Origin of the sequence: Dysgonomonas gadei ATCC BAA-286, assembly GCF_000213555.1 — a bacterium.
Taxonomy (GTDB): Bacteria; Bacteroidota; Bacteroidia; order Bacteroidales; family Dysgonomonadaceae; genus Dysgonomonas; species Dysgonomonas gadei.
The window spans coordinates 1-1,086 of the sequence record NZ_GL892002.1 but is presented as its reverse complement, the minus strand read 5'-3'; the positions used below and the strand labels follow the sequence as shown (position 1 = coordinate 1,086).

The 1,086-nt window shown below is 38.7% G+C and carries 1 protein-coding gene and 1 pseudogene; one reads left to right on the top strand and one right to left on the bottom strand.

The features are described from left to right. Positions 1–751 (bottom strand): annotated as a pseudogene (locus HMPREF9455_RS21850) (T9SS type A sorting domain-containing protein); the annotation flags it as partial. A gap of 189 nt (positions 752–940) precedes the next feature. On the opposite strand from HMPREF9455_RS21850, the gene HMPREF9455_RS21990 reads away from it, so the two are divergent. Further along, on the top strand, positions 941–1,086 hold a 146-nt coding region (locus tag HMPREF9455_RS21990; RefSeq protein WP_006801689.1), incomplete at its 3' end, for a thermonuclease family protein.

Below are 1,086 nucleotides of genomic sequence, written 5' to 3'. Positions count from 1 at the left end.
AAAAGATTTCCGTACTGTCATTTATGTTAATATTCCTCACTGTCTCAAATACCGGATAACGATAGCCTTTACTGTACCAGCGGCAGGTCTCGAGCTGTTTGCCCTGATCGCCCGTCTCTATGCCAGATGAACCTTCTACAGGGGTATTCAGGATGGTTTGTATTGTCTTTACCCGAAGTACAGGACTTAACGTATCTCCCGAAGGCAGTATCATCTTACCATAAGCATCAGCTGCGGTAACCATTGTGCCATGGGTCTGTATAGCCACTGTACCAGAATACAAACCTTTAGAGGTATAATCCGAGCTAATCGACTGACTGTAATTCAGCGGATATTGCATCAGTATCATAGGGTTGGTATATTTCAGTTCGACAACGGGGTTTTCATGCCCGGTCTGTAACAGGGAATCATGTATCATCCGGTAATAATACATTGTATTATGTTCTGTACCCACAATCAGCTCATTGTCCGAAATATCCTTTTTAGGATAGCGGGTATCTCCCAGTATATAGACACTATCCCCTTCCAGAGGTGGTAACGAATATGTCAGGGTATAGGCGTCATTCAGAGTCTTGAGATTACTGAAATCCCACAGCTGATCTTTGCCAGCATTGCCGGGATCTCTATATTCTACCTGTTGTTTTATTAACACATCACCGGGACGAAGATGGTTGTGAGAACTGTTCAATTGACTAAAACCGGGTAATGCTACCCACAGGGATAGCAGGACGAGAATTTGGGCAAGATTCATAGTTAAGATATTAATTATTAGTCTTTAAATTACGATTTCAGGTACTTTATATAAAGAGAAATGTTTCTCTTTTTATCATATAGATAAATGTCTCCTTCATATTTCACAAACAAAATATAAAAATAACATAATTTAATTAATATTTAATATTTGATAGCAGGTTTTAAAACATAAAAATTGTGTAAAGAAATGATCCGATCCGGTTATGCATGCAATTACAAATACTCAAAAGGTAAATATTACATCAAGCTTCAGGAGAAAGCCAAAGCTGATAAAAGAGGTCTTTGGAAAGATAATAATGCTGTCGATCCGTGGCAGTGGAGAAAGGAGAAAAG